The sequence below is a fragment of the Streptomyces sp. NPDC001157 genome, assembly GCF_053598255.1.
On sequence record NZ_JBSFJW010000034.1, the window covers coordinates 60,869 to 79,298 of the forward strand.

Genomic DNA, 18,430 nt, shown 5'->3' on the forward strand with positions numbered 1-18,430 from the left:
GGTCGTCACGGCGGAAGCCGCCACGGTCGTTGTCCCGACGCTCGAACCCACGGTCGCGGTCGCGGTTGAACCCGCCGCGGTCGCCCCGGTCGTTGTCCCGGCGCTCGAAGGAACGGCCACCACGGTCGTCCCGACGGTCGTCACGGCGGAACCCACCGCGGTCGTTGTCCCGACGCTCACGACGCTCGTACGAGGACGGCGCCTGCGCACGGTCCACGTCCTGCGCGGCGGGCTGCTCGGGCACCGACACCTCGGCCGCCTCGACGGCAGCCTCGGCCACCGCCGCCTGCGCCTCGGCCACCGCGGCCTCCGGGTCCTCGCCGCGCTCGCGGGCGACCCGGGCGACCAGGCGGTCGGCCTCCTCGCGCAGCTCGCTCGCGCGGCGCTGCGCCCGCTCCAGCTGCTTGGTGAGGTGCGCGACCTCACGCTCGGCCTGCTGCGCCGCGTTGCCCGCGGACTCGGCCTGGACCTCGGTCATCGAACGGGCGCCGGTGATCTCGGCGACCTCGGGCTCGAAGGCCGTACCGGAGTTGATGAGGTGACGCCCGGCGTCGACGCCCGCGTCCTCCATCAGCCGGAAGATCTGGCGGCGCTGGTGCGGCAGCGACAGCGAGACGACCGTGCCGGTGCGGCCCGCACGAGCGGTACGGCCGGCACGGTGCAGGTAGTCCTTGTGGTCACCGGCGGGGTCGACGTTCAGGACGAGGTCGATGCCGTCGACGTGGATACCGCGGGCCGCGACGTCCGTCGCCACCAGGCAGTTGACGTAGCCGTCCTTGAAGTCGGCCAGCGTCCGCGTCCGCGCGCCCTGCGTCATACCGCCGTGCAGCGCGTCGGCCTTCACGCCCGCCTCGCGCAGCTGCTCGGCGACACGGTCGGCACCGAGCTGCGTACGGACGAAGATGATGGTGCGGCCCTTGCGGGAGGCGATCGCGGCCGTGACCGGCGCCTTGTCCTTGGGCTTCACGATCAGGATGTGGTGCGACATGGTCGTCACCGCGCCCTGGGCGGCGTCCACCTCGTGCGTGGCCGGGTTGGTGAGATACCGGTCGACGAGGGTCTTGATCTCGTTCTCCATGGTCGCGGAGAAGAGCATCCGCTGACCGCCGGCCGGGACCTGGTCGAGCAGTTCGGTGACCTCGGGCAGGAAGCCCAGGTCGGACATCTGGTCGGCCTCGTCGAGGACGGTGATCTTCACGTCCTCCAGGGAGCAGGCACCACGGTTGATGATGTCGCGGAGACGGCCGGGGGTGGCGACGAGGATGTCGACGCCGCGCTCCAGGGCGTAGATCTGGTTGCCCATCGACGTACCGCCGCAGACGACCTTCATCTTCAGGCCGAGGACGTCGCCGTAGGGCTGGAGGGCGTCCGCCACCTGCATGGCGAGCTCGCGGGTCGGAGTGAGGATGACGGCGCGGGGCTTGTGCTTCTCGGTGCGGCCGCCGGCCAGCGTGGCCAGGGTCGGCAGACCGAAGGAGAGGGTCTTGCCGGAGCCGGTGCGGCCACGGCCGAGGATGTCCTTGCCGGCCAGGGCGTCCGGGATGGTCGCGGCCTGGATCGGGAAGGGGGTGGTCACGCCGTTCTGGGCGAGCTTGCGCACCACGCCCTCGGGGAGACCGAGGTCCGCGAAGGTGACCTCGGGAGCGTCCTCGGTGCCCTCGTTCTCGGGCACGACGACGTGATCAGTACTGGAAATGGACATGCGTAAGCGAAACCTTCCGGAGTCTCGTCGGCACGCGCCCGTCAACTCCGTGATTTCGCAATACGACCGCCTCTATGCGGTCAGCCACGGCAAGGGAGAGAACGCGCCACGCGGCGCTCTCTGCAATGGCGCCGGGCAATGGGATCAAACGATCTACCACCATACGCACCCTGCACACCCCGTGGCAAACCGATCCCCCGAGACGCTCGTCACGTCCCTTACGCGGGTGACCCCGCCGTCGGCGCCGGTTCCCGCTCCGCGAGCTGCGGCGCCGGCTCCTCGTGCGCCGACGACGACGGCTCGGCGACCGTCGGCTCCGGCGAGGCGGAGGGCGGCTGCTCGCTGGGCGTCGGCTGCGGCTCGGCCGTGTGCGTCGGGGTCGGCGACGCGACGGTCGGTGCGGGGACCCCGGGCTTGTCGCTCTTCCCGCTCCCGGGCTTGCCCGCCGGAGGAGCGGACCGGCCGTCCCCCGCGGACGACGAGGCCGAGGGGGACGGCGACGCCCCGTCCTTGCCCTTCTCCCGCTTGCCGCCCTTGTGCTTGCCGTCGGCGACGCCGACGCCGACGCCCCTGCCGGACACACCCGTCCCGCCGTCGGGCGCCTCACCGCCCCGCTGCCCCGCGGAGTGCGACGGCTTCGCACTCCCACCTCCGCCGTCCTCGCCCACGCTCATGCAGCCGGCGGCAGCGGCGACAGCCATGACCGTGGCGGCCAGACGGACGGGTACGTACAAGCGGCGCACGGAAAGCCACCTCCGAGGCGGGGAAAGGAGTCAACCTGCCCAACTCCCGCCGCCCACAAGAGGACACGCGCACATGTCATCCGTAACCGAGGGCGTGCAGCCGCGCGTCGTCGATCCCGAAGTGGTGCGCGATCTCGTGCACGACGGTCACCTCGGTCTCCGCGACGACGTCCTCCCGCGACTCGCACATCCTGAGCGTCGGCCCCCGGTAGATCGTGATGCGGTCCGGCAGCACCCCGGCGTACCACTCACCCCGGTCCGTCAGCGGAGTGCCCTCGTACAGCCCGAGCAGCTCGGGATCGTCCGCCGGCGGCTCGTCCTCCACGAACACCGCGACGTTGTCCATCAGCCGCGTCAGCTCCGGCGGGATCCGGTCGAGCGCCTCGGCGACCAGTTCCTCGAACTCCTCGCGCGTCATCTCCAGCACAGGCCCATTGTCGGCCACGGCCCGTCCGTACGAGAGTCATGGACCCACCTGCATACCCATGCCCGCACTTGGGCATACGGGACCAATGGCCCGCGTCCCCGCCATCGCCGCCACCGCCCTGAACCGGGTACGCAAGTCCCCGCGCACCCTCGCCCGCCACTACCGCGCACGCCGCCCCCTCCCGACCCTCGAACTGGTCCGCCAGCCGCACCCCTGGCCCCGCGCCCTGGGCCTGGTCGCCGTGGTCCTGCTCGGTGCCTGGCTCGGGCTGCTGGTCGTCGGCAACGTACGGGTCCCGGTCGGCCCCATGAACACGACGATGACCCTGCGCCCCTCCCTCAGCGGCGGCACGAAGATCAACATCTCGCCGCTCGGCGCGCTGCAGCTGAACAGCCATCACGCGCCGCTCCGCCTGGACGTGAACGTCGACCAGCTCGACCCGGTCCGCGCCCAGGCCCTGGTCGACCACCCCGAACGCCTCTCCGGCCTCCAGGACGAGGTCGCCCACGACGTCGAGCACGGCACCACCGACGTGGCCCTGCGCTCCTGCGTCGCCGTCGTGTCCGGAGCCACGGCCCTCGGCCTCGCGGTCTACCGCCGCCCCCGCCGCGCCCTCGCCGCCGGCGGCACGGCCCTGGCTCTCCTCATGGCGTGCGGAGCCTCGGTGTACGCGACCTGGAACCCCGAGTCCGTCCTCGAACCCAAGTACTCGGGCCTGCTCTCCTCCGCGCCCTCCCTGGTCGGCAACGCCCGCAACATCGTCACCGAATTCGACGTCTACCAGAAGGAGTTGGCCCGCCTGGTCACCAACGTGACCAAGCTCTACGACGTCACGTCCACCCTCCCCGCCTACCAGCCCGACCCGACGACCGTCCGCGTGCTGCACGTCTCGGACATCCACCTCAACCCCGCGAGCTGGAAGATCATCGCGTCACTGGTGGACCAGTACAAGGTGAACGTGATCGTCGACACCGGCGACACGATGGACCACGGCTCGGCCGCGGAGAACGGGTTCCTCGACCCCATCGCGGACCTGGGAGCGCCGTACGTCTGGGTCCGCGGCAACCACGACTCGAAGATCACCCAGCGCTATCTGCAGCGCATGAAGAACGTGCACGTCCTGGACGACGGCCGGGCGGAGACGATCGGGGGTCTGCGCCTCGCGGGCATGGGCGATCCGCAGTTCACCCCCGACCGCTCGAAGGCGATCGGCGCCGACGAGTCGGAGCAGCTGGCCGGGGACCGCCTGGCCACGGCCCTGAGCGACCAGAAGACCGCGCACACCCCGGTGGACGTGGCCATGGTCCACGAGCCGTCGGCGGCCCGCGAGGTCGACGGCGAGGTGCCGCTGGTCCTGTGCGGGCACCTGCACCACGAGGGCGACGAGATCCTCCCGCGCGGCACCCACCTGCGCATGGAGGGCTCGACGGGCGGCAGCGGCCTGCGCGCCCTGGAGCACAAGTACCCGGCCCCCATCGAGGCCTCGATCCTCTACTTCGACCGCGACACCCGCCGCCTGCAGGCCTGGGACTCGATCAAACTGGGCGGCCTGGGCGAGACGACGGCGGAGGTCACCCGCCACCTCCCGAAGGAGAACCAGCCAGGAGCACCGCCCTCCCCCTCCCCCTCACCGACCCCTGCCACCTCAGCCCCGTAAACCGTTTTGGCGATACCTCCCGCCATCCCATATGCTTCTCACGTCCCCGACGCGCTGAGAGGCGCCCAGGCGGGCCGATAGCCCTCATCGTCTAGCGGCCTAGGACGCCGCCCTTTCAAGGCGGTAGCACGGGTTCGAATCCCGTTGGGGGCACGCAAAACCGTGTGCGACACTGGTGGTCGCTCACAAAGCTTGGTCCTGTGGAGCAGTTTGGAGTGCTCGCCACCCTGTCAAGGTGGAGGCCGCGGGTTCAAATCCCGTCAGGACCGCTGAGGTTTCCTCGGAAGCCTCGTGGCTGGGTAGCTCAGTTGGTACGAGCGATCGCCTGAAAAGCGATAGGTCGCCGGTTCGACCCCGGCCCCAGCCACCACCGCCCTGCCAGGGCAAACCCCCTTCGGGAGCTTCCCGGAGGGGGTTTTTCATGCCCATTGCCAAGAGCAGAGTGGATCATGGCGTTCCTTTGAATCGGGGCTGCCACCATGACAGCTGCATGTCAACGCTGCCCCACCGGCGTTCTCGTGACCGCACCGCGAACGCTCCCGGGAGACCTCGTGCACAGACCCCGCCCCGCCGTCGGACTGTCCCTCGCCGTGATCGTCGTGGCGGGGGTGATGAGCGGCTCGGGGGCCGGGCCGGCGGTGGCGGACCCGGGGGCCGGCAGGACCCTGTACGTGAACCATGACGTGGCGTGCAGCGACAGCGGGGCGGGAGCCGTTGACCTGCCCTTCTGCACCGTGCAGGCAGCGGCGGACGTGGTGGAGCCGGGGGACACGGTTCGGATCCTGTCGCCGAACAAGGGCCCGTACTCGGGAGAGGTGAAGTTGACCCGGTCGGGGACCAGTGACGCGCCGATCACCTTCACGGGGGCGCAACCCGGTTCCAGCACCGCGCGGGCGGTGCTTTCGTGGCCCGGCACCGCACCGGTGCTGACACTGGACGGGGTGCACGACGTGCACGTGGAATCGCTGGTCTTCCTCGGCATCGGCGGCAACGCTGTGGCGGTGACAGGCTCCGAGAACGTGACCCTCGACCGGCTGGTCGTGAATCAACCCGCAGCGGCGGCCCCCGCCACGGCCACCGCCGTGAGCGTGGACGGCACGTCCTCCGGCGTGACCGTCTCCCGGAGCTCGTTGGGCGCCGAGTACGCGTACGGAGTGCGGGCGGAACCGGGCGCGTCCCGGGTCACCGTGACGACCAACGTGATCGGCATGATGCGCCAGGACGGGATCGCGGTGACGGGAACGTCCGGCGCCTACGTGACGAGCAACACGGTCTACGCGCAGTGCGCCACCGGAATTTCGCTGGACGGCGGAAGCTCAGGTGCGGTGGAGAACAATGTGACCATCAACCCGGGATGGACGCAGAACAGCTTCTGCCAGGCGCCGACCGCTCCGCTCTACGCGGTGTCGGCCGACTCCACGGACCAGGTCACCGCCGACTACAACGTGGCGGCGAAAAACGCGGCCTCTTCCGCGCCGTCGCGCACCGAGTACTCCTGGGCCGGCACCGACTACGCCACCAGCGCGGCATTCCGGTCCGGAACCGGGCAGGGCAAGCACGACCTTGACGGGTTCGCTGTGTCCTTCCGAAGCGAGCAGCCCGAGCGCTCTCCCCTCATCGACTCGGCCGACGCCGATGCGCCCGGCGAACTCGCCACCGATTACTCGGGTCACCCACGAGTCGACGATCCGATCGTCGCCAACAACGGCACCGGCACGCTCCCTCCCGACCGGGGCGCCTACGAGCGGGAGGACGTCATCACGATTCCCGCCGACGCCTACCCGAACCCGTCGAGCGGCGTCGCGCCGTTCGACACCTCGGTGAAGACGGACGCCGTCAGCAACTGGGCCGAGGCGCTCACGTACTCGGTCGACTTCGGGGACGGCAGCGCCCCGGCCACCGGCGCGGCGAGCTCCCCGATCGCGCACACCTACAGCACGCCAGGTCGCTATCTCGCGAGCATCACGGTCACCGACAGGGACGGAACCAGCGTGACCGGGAGCAACTGGATTACGGCCGGTACCGAGGTACCGCCGCCCGCCTCCCTGTCCGCAGCCGCCGACACCACGAACGACGGCCAGACCGATGCCGGGTCCGCGCAGTTCACCGTCCCGGAGCCGACCGACTCGTGGGAGGTTCTCGGGCGGGTCCTGACCTTCGGCGACGGCAGCCAGGAGAGCGTGGGCGACGGCGTCGAGCAGACGCTCCACCAGTACCCGGCCCCCGGCACCTACACCGCCACCCTGACCCAGACCGACCGCCTCGGCCGCACCACCACCGCCACCACGACCTTCCACGCGGCGGACGCCTACGTCGCGATGACCCCGCAGTACGACACCGAGAAGACGATCGCCGCCCACGGGGTCCTGAAGCTCTCGGCGGCCACCCTTCGCGCCGACTCCGACGGCGTCGACGCGGCCCAGCTGCAGCTCACCACCACCAACGCCAAGGCGAGCGGCTCGCTCACCCTCTACCCTGCCGGCACCAACCGTCCCGGCACCTCCACCCTCAACTTCGAGCCCGGCCGCACGGCGCTCAACGAAACGACGGTCAAGGTCACCCCGACCGGCTCGGTCGACATCTACAACGGCAGCTCCGGCGCGGTCACGGTCGACGTCGCCACGGTCGGCCTCCAGTCGCACGCCCAGTACGCCGACACCTACCACCCGGCCTCCCCGGTCCGTCTGCTCGCAACCGGCCCGGTCGCCGGCGGCCACTCGGTCACGCTCCCCGTCGCCGGCACCCACGGTGTCCCGGCGGGAGCGAACGCGGTGGTCCTCAACGTCGCCGCGACCACCACCAGGTCCTCCGGCAGCCTCGTGGTCTCCACGCACGGCGCCACCGGCTCGGCCGTGACCGGCCCGTACTGGGCCACCGGTCAGACCGCCTCCGCCCAGATCACGCTCCCCCTGGTGGACGGCAAGGTCGTGCTGCGCAATGCCGGCAGGGGCTCCGCGAACCTCGTCACGGACCTCGTCGGCTGGTACGGCACCACGGCGAAGGGCTCGGAGTTCCTGCCCGCCGCCCCCGCCCGCATCCTCAACACCCGCACCGGAACCGGCACGGGCAGGATCGCCAGGCTCGCCGCGCACTCCACCCTGAGGCTCAAGGTCACCGGCGCCCATGGCGTCCCCGCGACCGGAGTCACCGCCGCCGAACTGAACCTCACCGTGCCGTCGCCGTCCGGCAACGGCTACCTGGTCGCGTACGCCGACGGCACCTCGCGCCCCGGCGTCTACTCCCTGAACTTCACCAAGGGACACACGGCCGCCAACCGCGCGCTGGTGAAGGTCGGCGCCGACGGCGAGATCGACCTCTACAACGCGGGTTCCGGCCCGGTCGACGTCATCGCCGATCTTCTCGGCCACTACGACGTCTTCCCGGCGGGCTGACCGTTCGACGAACAACGAAAACGAACAAGGCAAACGAACAGGGGACAGGATGGAACCCGAGATCTTCGCCTTCGCGATCGTCCGGCGCGGTTACGACCGCGCCCAGGTCGACGCCTACCTCGCGCAGCTGGCCGCGGGCACGGCCCCCGACACACCCCCCGCCTTCGACCTCGCCCGCCGCGGGTACGACCGGGGCCAGGTCGACGCCCGGATCGCCGAACTGCGGGCCGGTTGAGCATGGCGGGTCGGCCGCTTGGCAGCGGTCTCCTGTGGCGCTACGTTCTGGCTGGTCGGCGTAGGGCCAAGGGGGGCGGGGGACGATGAGCAGGGACGAGGCCAAGGCCATTCGGGATGTCGAGCTGGAGAAGGACCGGGCTCGGTACGGGCTGCTGGCCGTGGTGATCAGCAATCTTGCGATCGCCGGTGTGGCGATCTTCGGGGTGTGGCGGCTCGACGGGGACAAGGCGGTGATCGTGGGCGTGCTCACGGCCGCGTTCACCGCGGTGAGCAGCATGACCACGGCCTATCTCGGGATCAAGGCCGTCTCCAACACCGCCAGGTCCATCGCGCTGGGGGACGGCGGCCTGCGGCAGCAGCAGCCCGCGCCCACGGCACCTCCGGGGCAGCGGACCGGCTGAGCGGACCACCTGGCCCGCCCCCGCTCGGCCGCCGGGCGACAATTCGTTCGCCACGGATTTCTCCGGGATGAGATCCTGGATCGCGTATGTCTACGCACCCTGCCCCCGCCACCCCGGCCCTCGGCACCCTCGCCCCCCGCCTGACCGAGCTGTCTTTGCGCGATGCGCACCGGCTCGGGCGCAGGCTCGAAGGCGCGCGCAAGATCCGTAAGCCCGAGGCCCAGGCCGCCGTCCTCGCCGAGATCGAGGCGGAGATCGCGAAAGCCGAGGAGCGGATGGGCGAGCGGCGCGGCCGGGTCCCCGCCGTCTCGTATCCCGAGCAGCTGCCGGTCAGCCAGAAGAAGGACGTCATCGCGGAGGCCATCCGCGATCACCAGGTCGTCATCGTCGCCGGTGAGACCGGGTCCGGAAAGACCACCCAGATCCCCAAGATCTGCCTGGAGCTCGGGCGGGGGGTGCGCGGCATGATCGGGCACACCCAGCCCCGTCGTATCGCCGCCCGTACGGTCGCCGAGCGGGTGGCCGAGGAGATGGACACCCCGCTCGGCGAGGCCGTCGGCTGGAAGGTGCGGTTCACCGACCAGGTGAACCAGGACTCGACCTTCATCAAGCTGATGACGGACGGCATCCTGCTCGCCGAGATCCAGACCGACCGCGAGCTGCGCGCCTACGACACGATCATCATCGACGAGGCCCACGAGCGGTCCCTCAACATCGACTTCCTGCTCGGGTATCTCGCGCAGCTGCTGCCGAAGCGGCCCGATCTCAAGGTCGTGATCACCTCCGCGACCATCGACCCCGAGCGCTTCTCCCGGCACTTCGGCGACGCCCCGATCATCGAGGTCAGCGGGCGGACGTACCCCGTCGAGGTCCGCTACCGGCCCCTCCTCGAAGAGGACGGCGACGACTCCGACCGCGACCAGATCACCGCGATCTGCGACGCGGTCGAGGAGCTCCAGAGCGAGGGCAAGGGCGACATCCTCGTCTTCCTCTCCGGCGAGCGCGAGATCCGCGACACGGCGGACGCGCTGGTGAAGAAGAACTACCGGTTCACCGAGGTGCTGCCCCTCTACGCCCGGCTCTCGCACGCCGAGCAGCACCGCGTCTTCCAGCCGCACACGGGCCGCAGGATCGTTCTGGCCACGAACGTCGCCGAGACCTCGCTGACCGTCCCGGGCATCAAGTACGTCATCGACCCGGGCTTCGCCCGGATCAGCCGGTACAGCCACCGCACCAAGGTCCAGCGCCTGCCCATCGAGCCGATCTCGCAGGCCAGCGCCAACCAGCGCAAGGGCCGCTGCGGCCGTACGTCCGACGGCATCTGCATCCGCCTCTACTCCGAGGACGACTTCCTCGCCCGCCCGGAGTTCACGGACGCGGAGATCCTCCGTACGAACCTGGCGTCCGTCATCCTGCAGATGACCGCGGCCGGCCTCGGCGACATCGAGAAGTTCCCCTTCATCGACCCGCCGGACCACCGCAACATCCGCGACGGCGTGCAACTGCTCCAGGAACTGCACGCCCTGGACCCCGCGGAGAAGGACGTACGCAAGCGGCTCACCCCGACCGGCCGCAGGCTCGCCCAGCTGCCCGTCGACCCGCGCCTGGCCCGTATGGTCCTGGAGGCCGACAAGAACGGCTGTGTCCGCGAGGTCATGGTCATAGCCGCCGCGCTGTCCATCCAGGATCCGCGCGAGCGCCCCGCCGACAAACAGGCCCAGGCCGACCAGCAGCACGCCCGCTTCAAGGACGAGACGAGCGACTTCCTCGCCTACCTGAACCTGTGGCGTTACGTCCGCGAGCAGCAGAAGGAGCGCGGTTCGTCGTCCTTCCGCCGGATGTGCAAGCAGGAGTACCTCAACTTCCTGCGCATTCGCGAATGGCAGGACATCTACACCCAACTCCGCACAGTCGCCAAGCAGATGGGCATCCACCTCAACGAGGAGGACGCCCCCGGCGACCGTATCCACGTCTCCCTCCTGGCCGGCCTCCTGTCCCACATCGGCATGAAGGACGTGAAGGACGGCGCGAAGAACGAGTATCTGGGCGCGCGGAACGCCAAGTTCGCGATCTTCCCGGGTTCGGCGCTCTTCAAGAAGCCGCCGCGGTTCGTCATGTCGGCGGAGCTGGTGGAGACTTCGCGCCTCTGGGCCCGCGTCAACGCCAAGATCGAGCCCGAGTGGGTCGAACCGCTCGCCGAGCACCTCCTGAAGCGGACGTACAGCGAACCGCACTGGGAGAAGGACCAGGCGGCCGTGATGGCGTACGAGAAGGTCACGCTGTACGGCGTCCCGATCGTCGCCCAGCGCAAGGTGAACTACGGCCGTATCGACCCCGAGGTCTCCCGCGAGCTGTTCATCCGCAACGCGCTCGTCGAGGGCGACTGGCGCACGCACCACAAGTTCTTCGCCGACAACCGCAGACTCCTCAGCGAGGTCGAGGAGCTGGAGCACCGCGCCCGGCGCCGGGACATCGTCGTCGACGACGACACGCTCTTCGACTTCTACGACCAGAAGGTGCCCGAACACGTCGTCTCCGGCGCCCACTTCGACTCCTGGTGGAAGCGGAAGCGGCAGGAGCAGCCGGAGTTCCTGGACTTCGAGCGGGAGATGCTCATCCGGGAGTCGGCCGAGGCGGTCACCAAGGCCGACTATCCGGACTCGTGGCGGCAGGGCCCGCTGAAGTTCCGTGTCACCTACCAGTTCGAGCCGGGCGCGGACGCCGACGGTGTGACCGTCCACATCCCGCTCCAGGTCCTCAACCAGGTCACGGACGAGGGCTTCGACTGGCAGATCCCGGGCCTGCGGGAGGAGCTGGTCACCGAGCTGATCCGCTCGCTCCCGAAGCCGATCCGCCGCAACTACGTGCCGGCACCGAACTTCGCGAAGCGCTTCCTCGATGCCGCGTCGTCCCCGGAGGGGCGCAATCAGGCACAGTCTCTGCAGGAGCCCTTGACAGTGACCATGGCGCGCGAGCTGAAGCGCATGGTCGGGGTCCCCTTCGAGGCGTCGGACTTCGACTGGTCGAAGGTCCCGGACCATCTGCGCATCACCTTCCGCATCGTCGACGAGCGGCGGCGCAAGCTCGCCGAGGACAAGGACCTGGAGGCATTGCGGCTCCAGCTGAAGCCGAAGGCCCGCAAGGCCCTCTCCCAGGCCGCCGCGGCCACCGCCTCGCGCGAGGGCGGCCAGGCCCTGGAACGCAAGGGTCTGACGGACTGGACGATCGGCTCCCTGACCCGTGTCTTCGAGACGCGCCGGGCGGGCCAGCCGGTGAAGGCGTATCCGGCGCTGGTCGACGACGGCGACACGGTCTCGGTCCGCCTCTTCGACACGGAGGCGGAGCAGGCGGAGGCGATGTGGAAGGGCACGCGCAGGCTGATCCTGCGCAACATCCCTGTCAGCCCCGCCAAGTTCGCCTCCGAGAAGCTGACGAACGCCCAGAAGCTCGCCCTGTCCGCGAACCCGCACGGCTCGATCCAGGGCCTGTTCGACGACTGCGCGATGGCGGCGGCGGACAAGCTGATCGGGGACTTCGGGGGCCCGGCGTGGGACGAGGAGTCGTACCGGAAGCTGTACGACAAGGTGCGCGCGGAGATCGTGGACACGACGGTCCGTACGGTGGGGCAGGTGCAGCAGGTGCTGGCCGCCTGGCAGGCCTGTGAGCGCCGTCTGAAGGCCGTACACAGCCCTGCGCTGCTGCCGAACCTCCAGGACGTGCGAAAGCAGCTGGACGGCCTTGTGAAGCCCGGCTTCGTGACGGAGGCGGGACTTCGCCGCCTGCCGGACCTGATGCGCTACCTGGTGGCCGCGGACCGCCGACTCCAGCAGATGCCGACGGGTGTCCAGCGGGACACCACACGCATGGAGAAGGTCCACGAGATGCAGGACGAGTACGCGTGGCTCCTGGAGCAGATGCCCCAGGGCCGTCCGGTCCCCTCCTCGGTCCTGGACATCCGCTGGATGATCGAGGAGCTCCGGGTCAGCTATTTCGCCCACGCGCTCGGTACGGCGTACCCCGTCTCCGACAAGCGGATCGTGAAGGCGATCGACGCGGCCGTCCCGTAACCACCCGCACACACTGGGTGAGTTCGACCAGGGGCTCACCCTCCTGTACAGTCTCTTTTCGCAGCGCAACGCAGAGATGGCGCCGCGAAACCTGGTCCTGTGGAGCAGTTTGGAGTGCTCGCCACCCTGTCAAGGTGGAGGCCGCGGGTTCAAATCCCGTCAGGACCGCAGTGAAGTGGGAAGGCCCGCACCGACAAGGTGCGGGCCTTCTTCGTGCGCCACCAATCAGCCCGTCCGGCATTAGAGGATGAGGCCGTTCAGGCCGAAAGCGGGGTCTGGGGGCGACAGCCCCCAGGGACGGCCACCGCAGCGCCGTGCGCTGTCACACCGGCGACGCCCCGTCACGCTGCACCGACGGAGCCCCATGCCGTCTTGACGCCGTCACATTCCCTCTGTACCCAGAAGACAGGGCCTGTTCCCCGTTCGGCCCGGTGGAGGTGGCGTATGGCGGCGTCGGTCAGGCACGAGACACGGGCCCTGCTCCGTGCGCATCTGTCGGCCGCTTCGTCTTACGGCCACCTGACCCGCCACTGCCCGATATGCCACCACCTGCTGCGGCTGGCGATGGACTCGCCGAGGGTCGTCGAGGTCCCGGACGAGGCCGTCGAGGACGAAAGTGCCGCCGGGGCGTGACGGTCGGCCGCTCCAACACCCGTCCCGCCATGGGAATCTGGAGCGCATGCCTCCTCTAGCGCACGGACGGCGACGGCAACAAGGACCGGGGCATGTGACGGGTGTCACCGCATGAGTTTCTGAAACCGCGGTACTTACACCCCGCATACAAGTGGTCAATTTTATATGTGCAATTGCACCACTCGGAGGCCCCTCCGGGAGGCTGCCACAGGGCCCCGGCCGAGCGGGCCCCACGGGCGGTCCGGCACCCTTCCCCAGACTCCGACAAGGCCGCTCACGGCGCCCCGGACCAGGCATGCCACGCGCACAAAAAAGATCGCGCTGGACCCGGCGGAGTCCAGCGCGATCGACGACGCACCCTGTACTTGCTTGGAAAGCTCTGAAGAGCGGTGGGCGTGGAGCCTGTTGGGGCAGACCCCGCGTCGCTTGGAGCAAGGGTTCGGGCGCCGCGGCAAGTGGGGGACCTGCCGGTTTGCCCGGTTATGCAGTTGTTCAGGCCTCGCTGCGCTGCTGCGGGATGCCCGCGAGCAGTGCACGGACCTCCGCCTCGCGGTAGCGGCGGTGCCCGCCGAGCGTACGGATCGAAGTGAGCTTTCCGGCCTTCGCCCACCGCGTGACCGTCTTGGGGTCGACGCGGAACATCGTGGCGACCTCAGCCGGGGTCAGCAGCGGCTCGGCATCAGGGGTGCGAGCGGTCATGAGCGGCCTCCTCGGGAGAACCGAACCTTCTCGGTTCTTTCCTCTAAATTCTGCACCTTGACCCGCGTTGCCCGAAATGGTGGACGCGGGTCGAGTCGGTTATAGGACGAACGGCTTGTCCTCGGCACTACAACTACACCATCTGTCCAGCCGCGTCGGCCAAACCGATGGAATTGCCCCTCCAGGTGTTCATCAGCGACGGATGCCGATGGACCATGCCATAGCGGACAGTCACGCCACTGTGACGATCAGTCACAGGACAATCAGGAGCCACGAGACCCCCCAAAGCGTGCAATGCTGAGATTCCGCCCACACTGGTACACAGCAGGACGGACGGAGCCCTCCCCGGACTCCTTGTCCTATTTTGGCACGAGGAGGGGCAAGGGACGCAAGGGCCGCGTAAGTGCGGTCCGTCACGCTTGGCACAGCTTGAGATGAACGCCCGGATCGGGACCTACGTCCCATGTTGACGAAACCTCAGGAAACACAGAGCACACTTCGGTGCGAGGACGAAACCCCAAAACGGGCGATTCGTCAAACATCAGTTTGTGACCTGAGGGTGCCCTCAGTTGGCCGAGCGCCGGTCCCGGACCGACCGCCAGCGCTCCACCAGCCGCGCGTACGCCGCTCCCGCGGCCGCCCCGTCGCCCTGACGCAGCGCCTCGATGCCCTCGGCGACGTCCGCCGCGGAGTGGTCGTCCTCGAGCTCGCCGGCCGGCAGCGTGTGCACCAGGCCGCCGTAGTCCAGCTCCACCGTCGACCGCGGGTGGAACTCCTCCAGCCAGCGCCCCACGTCCACCAGGCCGTCGATCAGCGGCCCCTCGTCGATGCCGTCCTTGAGGGCCCGCAGCGCCCGCGCCACCCGGCGCCGCGCCTGCACCATCGGCGTCTGGTAGCGCAGCATCGGAGGGATCTCGCCGGAGCCCTTGTCGAAGCGCCGCTCCTGGTCCGACACCAGCACGAACCAGTGCAGCGGCACCTGCCAGGTCGCCGTGCGGATCCACGGGCGGGCGTCCGGGTTGCGGACCAGCCAGCGCTCGTAGTCCTGGGTCGCCTGGCGCCGTACGACCTCCGGGAGCACCGCGTCCAGGACCGGCTTCGGCAGCTCCTCGGGCAGCTCCTGAAGGGCCTGCCAGCCGCGCAGCCGGGTCCGCCAGGGACACACGCACAGCACCCCGTCGGCCTCCAGCACGAAGGCGTCGCTGCTCTCGTGCACCGGCACCGGGATCGGCGGGGTGGGCACCAAGTCGGCCAGGGAGCGGCGCAGTTCGTCCTGGTACGTCGGGCGGTCGGCGCGCCGGGCATAGCGCGCCCAGTGGCTGCGCTCCGGCTCGGGGAAGGCGGCCAGTGGCTCGTACACACGCAGGTACGTCGCGTACGGGACGATCACCGAGGACACCTTGGGCACGCCTGCTCCCTCCCCCGCCCACCACCGGGAAAACCTGCGGAACCCGCTCACAAACGGGCGGGAAATCTATGCAAATCGTCGCACGGACGTACTCCGCGAGTGGGTGATCCTGAGCACTGCGCGGTGGCCGGGGGCACCCAGGCTCTAATCTCATGCTCACAGCACCCGCCACCCGCACGGGAGCTGGTCTCCAACCGCCGCTATTTACTCAGGAGTCACCACAGTGACCGACGTAACCGGCGCACCTGCTGATGTACTGCACACCCTGTTCCACTCGGACCAGGGCGGACATGAGCAAGTCGTGCTCTGCCAGGACCGCGCCAGCGGCCTCAAGGCCGTCATCGCCATCCACTCCACCGCTCTGGGCCCCGCCCTCGGCGGTACGCGCTTCTACCCGTACGCGACCGAGGCGGAGGCCGTCGCCGACGCGCTCAACCTCGCGCGCGGGATGTCGTACAAGAACGCCATGGCCGGTCTCGACCACGGCGGCGGCAAGGCCGTGATCATCGGCGACCCGGAGAGGGACAAGACCGAGCAGCTGCTGCTCGCCTACGGGCGCATGGTCGCCTCCCTCGGCGGTCGCTACGTCACCGCGTGCGACGTCGGTACGTATGTCGCCGACATGGACGTCGTCGCGCGGGAGTGCCGCTGGACGACCGGACGCTCGCCCGAGAACGGCGGCGCCGGCGACTCCTCCGTCCTCACCGCCTTCGGCGTCTACCAGGGCATGCGCGCCAGCGCCCAGCACCTGTGGGGCGACCCGTCGCTGCGCGGCCGCAAGGTCGGCATCGCGGGCGTCGGCAAGGTCGGCCACCACCTGGTCCGGCACCTGCGTGACGAGGGCGCCGAGGTCGTCATCACCGATGTGCGCGAGGAGGCCGTGGGCCGGATCCTCGCGGCGCATCCGGAGGGCGTGAGCGCCGTCGCCGACACCGCGACCCTGATCCGCGCCGAGGGCCTGGACATCTACGCCCCCTGCGCGCTCGGCGGTGCCCTGAACGACGACACCGTGCCCGCGCTGACCGCGAGGATCGTCTGCGGCGCGGCCAACAACCAGCTCGCCCACCCGGGCGTCGAGAAGGACCTCGCCGACCGCGGGATCCTCTACGCGCCGGACTACGTAGTGAACGCCGGCGGTGTCATCCAGGTCGCCGACGAGCTGCACGGCTTCGACTTCGACCGGTGCAAGGCGAAGGCGGCGAAGATCTTCGACACCACGCTGGCCATATTCGCACGTGCGAAGACGGACGGGATTCCACCGGCCGCGGCGGCCGACCGGATCGCCGAGCAGCGGATGCACGAGGCGGCCGCCGGACGCAGCCTCTGACCTTCGGGAGGTTTGGCCGGTACCCGTCGGCGCACACTTAGAGAGAACTCTCACGTTCGTCGGCGGGTCGCCCGCTCAGAAGTGGTTAAAATCGCGGTTGACCAGCGGGGACGGGGCGCCCCGAGGGTCCTGGACCCCGGCCCGTCCTGCGGGCGACGTACCGTATGGGCGTGGGCTCAGGTACCGTGGAAGCCCTACGGACCGGTCTCTCTGCGGAGAGCCCGTTCTAGATCATGAACGCGTGTCAAGACTCTGGGGCCGTCGAGCCCCGTCACCGAGGGGGTCGAGCCATGGGGCGCGGCCGGGCCAAGGCCAAGCAGACGAAGGTCGCCCGCCAGCTGAAGTACAACAGCGGCGGGACTGACCTGTCGCGTCTGGCCAGTGAGCTGGGCGCTTCGACTTCGAGCCAACCGCCGAACGGCGAGCCGTTCGAGGACGACGAGGACGAAGACGACCCGTACGCCGAGTACGCGAGTCTCTACAACGACGACGATGAGGACGAGGACGACGAGTCCGGTCCGTCGTCGCAACATCGCCGCGGCGCTTGACGCACTTAGCAATGCTTGACCCGGTCCGGGATGGTCCATACCACCGGACCGGGTTTTGCGCTGCTTTCGCGGTCGTCAGGCGCTGTAGTCGCCCACCAGGGCCGCGCCCGTCGTGTGATCGCCGCGCTCGGTGATCTCACCGGCGACCCATGCCTCGACTCCGCGGTCGGCCAGCGTCGCCAAGGCCACGTCCGTGGACTCCTCGGGGACGATGGCGATCATGCCCACGCCCATGTTGAGGGTCTTCTCCAGCTCCAGGCGTTCGACCTGACCGGTCCTGCCGACGAGGTCGAAGATCGGCGCCGGGGTCCAGGTGGAGCGGTCGACGATCGCGTGCAGGTCGTCCGGGATGACACGGGCGAGGTTCGCGGCGAGGCCGCCACCCGTGACATGGCTGAACGCGTGCACCTCGGTGGTGCGGGTCAGAGCGAGGCAGTCCAGCGAGTAGATCTTGGTCGGCTCCAGGAGCTCCTCGCCGAGGGTGCGGCCGAGCTCCTCGATCCGGGCGTCGAGCGACAGGCCCGCCTGGTTCAGCAGGACATGCCGGACCAGCGAGTACCCGTTCGAGTGAAGCCCGGAGGCCGCCATGGCGATCACCGTGTCACCCGTACGGATACGATCCGGGCCGAGCAGCCGGTCGGCCTCCACCGCGCCCGTACCGGCGCCGGCGACATCGAAGTCGTCCGGGCCGAGCAGTCCGGGGTGTTCGGCGGTCTCGCCGCCCACGAGGGCGCAGCCGGCCAGCACACAGCCCTCCGCGATGCCCTTGACGATCGCGGCGACCCGCTCGGGGTGGACCTTGCCGACGCAGATGTAGTCGGTCATGAACAGCGGTTCGGCGCCGCACACCACGATGTCGTCCATGACCATCGCGACCAGGTCGTGGCCGATGGTGTCGTACACACCGAGCTGGCGGGCGATGTCGACCTTGGTGCCCACGCCGTCGGTGGCGGAGGCGAGCAGGGGGCGCTCGAAGCGCTTGAGGGCGGAGGCGTCGAAGAGGCCGGCGAACCCGCCGAGGCCGCCGAGGACCTCGGGGCGCTGCGTCTTCTTCACCCACTCCTTCATCAGCTCGACCGCGCGGTCACCCGCTTCGATGTCGACGCCCGCGGCTGCGTAGCTGGCACCAGTTGTCTCAGACATGGCTATGAGAACTTTCGTGTCGTACGGCAGGCGTTTCAAGAAAGCA

14 protein-coding genes and 4 tRNA genes are annotated in these 18,430 nt (G+C 69.5%); 12 read left to right on the forward strand and 6 right to left on the reverse strand.

Going from position 1 to position 18,430, the window contains the following annotated elements:
• From ACWDAG_RS38350 to ACWDAG_RS38360, 3 genes are all read right to left on the reverse strand, one after another.
• Positions 1-1,702: DEAD/DEAH box helicase (locus ACWDAG_RS38350; protein WP_450700186.1), on the reverse strand; the 1,702-nt coding region annotated here is incomplete at its 3' end.
• Between the two features lie 218 nt (positions 1,703-1,920).
• A complete protein-coding gene (locus ACWDAG_RS38355; protein WP_450700187.1) occupies positions 1,921-2,445 on the reverse strand; it encodes a hypothetical protein in 525 nt (174 codons plus the stop codon).
• Positions 2,446-2,521: 76 nt separating this feature from the next.
• Positions 2,522-2,872, reverse strand: a complete 351-nt coding sequence (locus ACWDAG_RS38360) for a metallopeptidase family protein (RefSeq protein ID WP_009327618.1) — start codon at positions 2,870-2,872, stop codon at positions 2,522-2,524.
• An 85-nt stretch (positions 2,873-2,957) separates the two neighbouring features.
• Here ACWDAG_RS38360 and ACWDAG_RS38365 point away from each other — a divergent pair, with 85 nt between their 5' ends.
• From ACWDAG_RS38365 to ACWDAG_RS38410, 10 genes are all read left to right on the forward strand, one after another.
• A complete protein-coding gene (locus ACWDAG_RS38365) occupies positions 2,958-4,529 on the forward strand; it encodes a metallophosphoesterase family protein (RefSeq protein ID WP_450700188.1) in 1,572 nt (523 codons plus the stop codon).
• Positions 4,530-4,609: 80 nt separating this feature from the next.
• Positions 4,610-4,682, forward strand: a tRNA-Glu gene (locus ACWDAG_RS38370).
• 41 nt (positions 4,683-4,723) lie between these two features.
• Positions 4,724-4,798: transfer RNA gene (locus ACWDAG_RS38375), tRNA-Asp, on the forward strand.
• A gap of 24 nt (positions 4,799-4,822) precedes the next feature.
• A tRNA-Phe gene (locus tag ACWDAG_RS38380) sits at positions 4,823-4,899 on the forward strand.
• 181 nt (positions 4,900-5,080) lie between these two features.
• A complete protein-coding gene (locus tag ACWDAG_RS38385) occupies positions 5,081-7,921 on the forward strand; it encodes a PKD domain-containing protein (protein ID WP_450700189.1) in 2,841 nt (946 codons plus the stop codon).
• Positions 7,922-7,970: 49 nt separating this feature from the next.
• The gene (locus ACWDAG_RS38390; RefSeq protein WP_450700190.1) at positions 7,971-8,156 is read left to right on the forward strand and encodes a DivIVA domain-containing protein; all 186 of its coding nucleotides are present in this window, start codon (positions 7,971-7,973) and stop codon (positions 8,154-8,156) included.
• Positions 8,157-8,241: 85 nt separating this feature from the next.
• Positions 8,242-8,559, forward strand: coding sequence for a hypothetical protein (locus ACWDAG_RS38395; protein WP_450700191.1), 318 nt, complete (start codon positions 8,242-8,244; stop codon positions 8,557-8,559).
• An 86-nt stretch (positions 8,560-8,645) separates the two neighbouring features.
• Positions 8,646-12,626, forward strand: a complete 3,981-nt coding sequence (hrpA, locus tag ACWDAG_RS38400) for an ATP-dependent RNA helicase HrpA (protein WP_450700192.1) — start codon at positions 8,646-8,648, stop codon at positions 12,624-12,626.
• A 93-nt stretch (positions 12,627-12,719) separates the two neighbouring features.
• Positions 12,720-12,794 (forward strand) — tRNA-Asp (locus ACWDAG_RS38405).
• A gap of 276 nt (positions 12,795-13,070) precedes the next feature.
• Positions 13,071-13,259: a DUF6274 family protein gene (locus ACWDAG_RS38410; protein ID WP_450700193.1), complete on the forward strand. Its 189-nt coding sequence runs from the start codon at positions 13,071-13,073 to the stop codon at positions 13,257-13,259.
• Between the two features lie 492 nt (positions 13,260-13,751).
• Here ACWDAG_RS38410 and bldC read toward each other — a convergent pair whose 3' ends face one another.
• Positions 13,752-13,958, reverse strand: coding sequence for a developmental transcriptional regulator BldC (gene bldC / locus ACWDAG_RS38415; RefSeq protein WP_003949541.1), 207 nt, complete (start codon positions 13,956-13,958; stop codon positions 13,752-13,754).
• A gap of 565 nt (positions 13,959-14,523) precedes the next feature.
• Positions 14,524-15,366, reverse strand: a complete 843-nt coding sequence (locus tag ACWDAG_RS38420) for a hypothetical protein (RefSeq protein ID WP_450700194.1) — start codon at positions 15,364-15,366, stop codon at positions 14,524-14,526.
• Positions 15,367-15,589: 223 nt separating this feature from the next.
• On the opposite strand from ACWDAG_RS38420, the gene ACWDAG_RS38425 reads away from it, so the two are divergent.
• Positions 15,590-16,693, forward strand: a complete 1,104-nt coding sequence (locus tag ACWDAG_RS38425) for a Leu/Phe/Val dehydrogenase (protein ID WP_450700195.1) — start codon at positions 15,590-15,592, stop codon at positions 16,691-16,693.
• 290 nt (positions 16,694-16,983) lie between these two features.
• Positions 16,984-17,241: a DUF3073 domain-containing protein gene (locus ACWDAG_RS38430; protein ID WP_109497005.1), complete on the forward strand. Its 258-nt coding sequence runs from the start codon at positions 16,984-16,986 to the stop codon at positions 17,239-17,241.
• A 75-nt stretch (positions 17,242-17,316) separates the two neighbouring features.
• Here ACWDAG_RS38430 and purM read toward each other — a convergent pair whose 3' ends face one another.
• Positions 17,317-18,384, reverse strand: coding sequence for a phosphoribosylformylglycinamidine cyclo-ligase (purM, locus tag ACWDAG_RS38435; protein WP_450700196.1), 1,068 nt, complete (start codon positions 18,382-18,384; stop codon positions 17,317-17,319).
• Between the last annotated feature and the right edge of the window lie 46 nt (positions 18,385-18,430).